Genomic DNA, 4,724 nt, shown 5'->3' with positions numbered 1-4,724 from the left:
CTAAAGCCGCGCCCTGACGCCAAAGCAAAAGCCGATGCACAGGGCAGCGACCACGGCCGACCAGGGGTTGCGATGCACCGCCTCGTCGAGCGCATTCGCCCGGGCCTGGGCCAGCGACGCCATCGTCTCGCCGAGCCGGGCGACATCCTCGCGCAGGGCGCGGAGATCCGCCTCCAGATCGTGGCGGGCGGCCTTCGCCTCGTTCATGGCCGTATCCAACTCGGCGGCGGCGCGCGTCGACTTCGATCCAAGTTCCGCCGCGGCGCTGGCGGCGGATTTGTTTGCTCCGGTCTCGGGCATGGGCGGGCTCCTTCTCTCCCCCGCCAACAGCGGCCGCGCATCGTCGGTTCCGGCCGGAAGGCCGGCGCGCCGCCGGATTACGACAAATTTAACCAATCTCGCAGCGAAGCGGCCTCGACAACGCCGGGCGATCGGAGCAGAAGAATTGCGAGAGATACGCATTCTTGCTCGCAACTGATCGCGAGCATGTGGGCCGCCGCAGGCGGCGGGTTCGGGATGATGTCGGGATGCTTGTACCGTTCCTGATCATGATGCGCGAGGGCATCGAGGCCGCCCTGATCGTCGGCATCATCGCCGGCTATCTGCGCCAGACCGGCCGGTCGCAATGGATGCCGCTGATCTGGATCGGCATCGCCGTCGCCGTGCTGCTCTCGATCGCCGTCGGCATCGTGCTGGACCTGGTCAGCGCCGAGTTCCCGCAGCGCGAGCAGGAGTTGTTCGAGGCGATCGTCGGGCTGGTCGCGGTCTGCATCCTGACCTCGATGGTGTTCTGGATGCGCAAGGCCGCGCGCTCGATCAAGGCGCAGCTGCAGCATTCGGTCGACGCCGCGCTGGACGGACCCGACGCCAAGGGCCTGGCGCTGATCGGCATGGCCTTCTTCGCGGTGGCCCGCGAGGGGCTGGAATCGGTGTTCTTCCTGCTGGCCACCTTCCAGCAGGATGTCGGGCTGGAGGCGCCGATCGGCGCCCTGGCCGGCGTGGCGGTCGCGGTCGCGGTTGGCTTCGCCATCTTCTGGTTCGGCGTCCGGCTGAACCTGAAGCGCTTCTTCCGCTGGACCGGGCTGTTCATCCTGGTGGTCGCCGCCGGCCTCCTGGCCGGGTCGCTGCGGGCGCTGCACGAGGCCGGGCTGTGGAACGGGCTGCAGGAGATCGCCTTCGACGTCAGCCATATCCTGCCGATCGACGGACCGCTCGGCTCGGTCTTGGCCGGGATCTTCGGCTACCAGGACACGCCGACGGTCGGCGAGGTCGCCGTCTACATCCTTTTCCTGATCGTCACGCTGCCCCTGTTCCTGAGCGGCGGCCGGGTCGCGCAGGAAGCGCGATCGAACGCCTGAGCCGGAGCCAGAATGTCCCTGCAGCGCACCACCCGGATCGGCATCGGCGTCGTCGCCCTGCTGGCTGTCGCCGTCGCCGGCCTGGGCGTCTACGCCTATCTGCACCGCGCCGGCACGCCCAAGGCCGCCGCGGGCGGCAACGCCGTGACCATCACCGCCAAGAGCTGCGAGCCGAACGACCTGACGGTCGAGGCCGGCCGCGTCACCTTCCAGGTGAAAAACGCCAGCGACCGCGCCCTGGAGTGGGAGATCCTGCAGGGCGTGATGGTGGTGGAGGAGCGCGAGAACATCGCCCCCGGCTTCACCCAGAGCCTGACCGCCAAGCTGGAGCCGGGCAGCTACCAGATCACCTGCGGCCTGCTGAGCAACCCGCGCGGCACCCTGACCGTGACGGCGGCGACGAACGCCCCGACGCAGGCGCTGCAGCCGTCGCTGATCGAGCTGATCGGGCCGATCGCCGAGTACAAGGTCTACATCACCACCGAGGCCAAGGCCCTGGCCGACGCGACGCCGCCGCTGGTCGCCGCGATCAAGGCGGGCGACCTGGCGAAATCGCGTGACCTGCTGGTCCCGGCCTGGATCCACTATCAGCGGATCAAGCCGATCGCCGACCTGTTCGCCGATCTCGACACGGCGCTGGACGCCCGCGCCGACTATTTCGAGAAGAAGGAGGACGACCCGGGCTTCACCGGCTTCCGCCGGCTGCAATTCGCGCTGTTCACCCGCGGCTCGACCGACGGGCTGGACCCGGTCGCCGACAAGCTGGCGGCCGATGTGCAGGCGCTGCAGGCCCGGATCGCCGACCTGTCGATCCCGCCGGAGAAGATGGCCGGCGGCGCCGCCACGGTGATCGCCCGCCTGGCCGCCGAGCCGGGCCTGGACCCCGCTGCAGCCAAGGCCGATCTCGAGGGCGCGGCCCGCATCGTCGGGCTGCTGCGCCCGCTGAGCCAGAAGGCCGACAAGGCGCTGAGCGACCGGGTCGATAGCAACCTGACCGCGGCCGGCCTGGCGCTGACCCGCGACGACCGCACCGGGCTGCAGCCCCCGGTGACGGCCCTGGCCGACGACCTGCCGAAGCTGCGCACCGCCTTGGGGCTGGACTGACCGGACCGAACGCCATGACCACGATCGACGAACAGGGCAAGACCCCCGACCTCACCACTCCCAGCCGGCGCAGCGTCCTGCGCGGCCTGGCCGGCGGCGGCGCCGCGCTGGGCGCGCTGGCCGCGGCGCCGGCCGTCGCCCAGTCGATGAAGCAGCCGCCCGGCCGCGATACCGAGGCGGCGCAGCAGGTGCAGCCCTTCCACGGCGAGCATCAGGCCGGGATCGTCACCCCCTCGCCCGCCGCCGGCCTGGTCGCGTCCTTCGACGTGCTGGCGACCTCGCGGCCGGACCTGGAGCGGATGTTCCGCACCCTGACGGAACGCATCGCCTTCCTGATGGGCGGCGGCACCCCGCCGGAGCTGGACCCGAAATTCCCGCCGGCCGATTCCGGCGTGCTGGGCCCGGTGATCGTGCCGGACAACCTGACCGTCACCGCCGCGGTCGGCGCTTCGCTGTTCGACCAGCGCTTCGGCCTGGCCGCCGTGAAGCCGCGCGAGCTGGCGGCGATGACCAGCTTCCCGAACGACGCACTGGACCCGGAATCCTGTCATGGCGACCTGCTGCTGCAGTTCTCGTCCAACACGCCGGAGGCCAACATCCACGCCCTGCGCGCGGTGCTGAAGGCGACGCCCGACCTGCTGAGCCTGCGCTGGAAGCTGGACGGGTTCCTGCCGGCCGCCACCAGCAAGGCCGGCCGCAAGGAGACGGCGCGCAACCTGCTGGGCTTCAAGGACGGCACCGCCAACCCGAACCCGGCCGACGGCGCGATGATGGACCGGATCGTCTGGATCCGGCCGGGCAGCGAGGAGCCGGCCTGGACGGTCGGCGGCACCTACCAGGTGGTGCGCATCATCCGCAACTTCGTCGAGCGCTGGGACCGCACCCCGCTCGGCGAGCAGCAGACCATCATCGGCCGCGAGAAGGCGTCCGGCGCCGCCCTGGGCCTGAAGGACGAGTTCGACGTGCCGGACTATTCCGGCGACCCCGAGGGCAAGACCATGCCGCTCGACGCCCATATCCGCCTGGCCAATCCGCGCAGCCACGAGACCGCGAACAGCCTGATCCTGCGCCGCGGGTTCAACTATTCGCGCGGAGTCACCAAGTCGGGTCAGCTCGACATGGGCCTGCTGTTCATCTGCTTCCAGTCGAGCCTGAACGCCGGCTTCATCGCGGTGCAGGAGCGGCTGAACGGCGAGCCGCTGGAGGAATACATCAAGCCGACCGGCGGCGGCTATTTCTTCGCCCTGCCGGGGGTGCCGGACAAGGACGGCTATCTTGGCCAGGGGCTGCTGCAATCCGTATCGACCTGAGGGCCGGAAGGGCCTGAGCACCGGGTGACAACCTCATCCGGTCCTATCCTAGGAGGGGATTGATTATGAAACGCATTCTGACTCTCAGCCTGAGCGCCGCCGCGCTGCTGGCCGCATCCGTGGCCATGGCCGCCCCGCCCTCGCCGCTCGAGCTGGTCGAGCCGATCGCCAAGTACAAGACCTGGGTCATCGGCGAGGTAGATCAGTTCGTCGAGCACACCCGCCAGTTCACCGAGGCGGTGAAGGCCGGCGACCTGAAGAAGGCGCAGGCGCTGTACGCTCCGAGCCGGGTCTATTACGAGCGGATCGAGCCGCTGGCCGAGCTGTTCGCCGACCTCGACGCCAGCATCGACTCGCGCGCCGACGATCACGCGAAGAACGAGGAGGATCCGGAGTTCACCGGCTTCCACCGCATCGAATACGGTCTGTGGGAGAAGAAGTCGACCGACGGGCTGGCGCCCTTCGCCGACAAGCTGCTGGCCGACGTGATCGACCTGCAGGGCCGGATCAAGGGCCTGACCACCCCGCCGGACAAGGTGGTGGGCGGTGCCGCGGCACTGATCGAGGAGGTCGCCGCCACCAAGATCTCCGGCGAAGAGGACCGCTACAGCCACACCGATCTGTGGGACTTCCAGGCCAATGTCGACGGCTCCAAGACCATCGTCGACCTGCTGCGCCCGATCCTGGAGAAGAGCGACAAGGCCCTGCTGACCAAGGTCGACGCCAACTTCAAGACGGTCGACGGCATCCTGGCCAAGTACAAGACCCCGGACGGCGGCTTCGAGACCTACGACAAGCTGACCGAGGCCGACCGCAACGCGCTGAAGGGCCCGATCACCGCGCTGGCCGAGGACCTATCGCAGCTGCGCGGCACGCTGGGCCTGAGCTGAGGCGCCTTTCCCCTTTCTGTCATTGCCGGGCTTGACCCGGCAATCCAGAAAATGTCGACGTT

General features: G+C 69.2%; 5 protein-coding genes. 4 read left to right on the top strand and 1 reads right to left on the bottom strand.

The window, feature by feature from the left end:
* Window positions 1-300, bottom strand: coding sequence for a hypothetical protein (locus AAHM41_RS38985; protein WP_342242020.1), 300 nt, complete (start codon window positions 298-300; stop codon window positions 1-3).
* Between the two features lie 227 nt (window positions 301-527).
* On the opposite strand from AAHM41_RS38985, the gene efeU reads away from it, so the two are divergent.
* From efeU to efeO (AAHM41_RS38965), 4 genes are all read left to right on the top strand, one after another.
* The gene (efeU, locus tag AAHM41_RS38980) at window positions 528-1,358 is read left to right on the top strand and encodes an iron uptake transporter permease EfeU (RefSeq protein WP_342242019.1); all 831 of its coding nucleotides are present in this window, start codon (window positions 528-530) and stop codon (window positions 1,356-1,358) included.
* A gap of 12 nt (window positions 1,359-1,370) precedes the next feature.
* Window positions 1,371-2,462, top strand: coding sequence for an iron uptake system protein EfeO (gene efeO / locus AAHM41_RS38975; protein ID WP_342242018.1), 1,092 nt, complete (start codon window positions 1,371-1,373; stop codon window positions 2,460-2,462).
* Between the two features lie 14 nt (window positions 2,463-2,476).
* Complete coding sequence (efeB, locus tag AAHM41_RS38970) at window positions 2,477-3,772, top strand: iron uptake transporter deferrochelatase/peroxidase subunit (RefSeq protein WP_342242017.1); 1,296 nt, start codon at window positions 2,477-2,479, stop codon at window positions 3,770-3,772.
* A gap of 65 nt (window positions 3,773-3,837) precedes the next feature.
* Window positions 3,838-4,662, top strand: a complete 825-nt coding sequence (gene efeO / locus AAHM41_RS38965; protein ID WP_342242016.1) for an iron uptake system protein EfeO — start codon at window positions 3,838-3,840, stop codon at window positions 4,660-4,662.
* The last annotated feature ends 62 nt before the right edge of the window (window positions 4,663-4,724 follow it).

The sequence above is a fragment of the Inquilinus sp. OTU3971 genome, assembly GCF_038440215.1.
The sequence above is the reverse complement of the archived record's forward strand: the minus strand, read 5'-3'. Positions and strand labels throughout refer to the sequence as shown.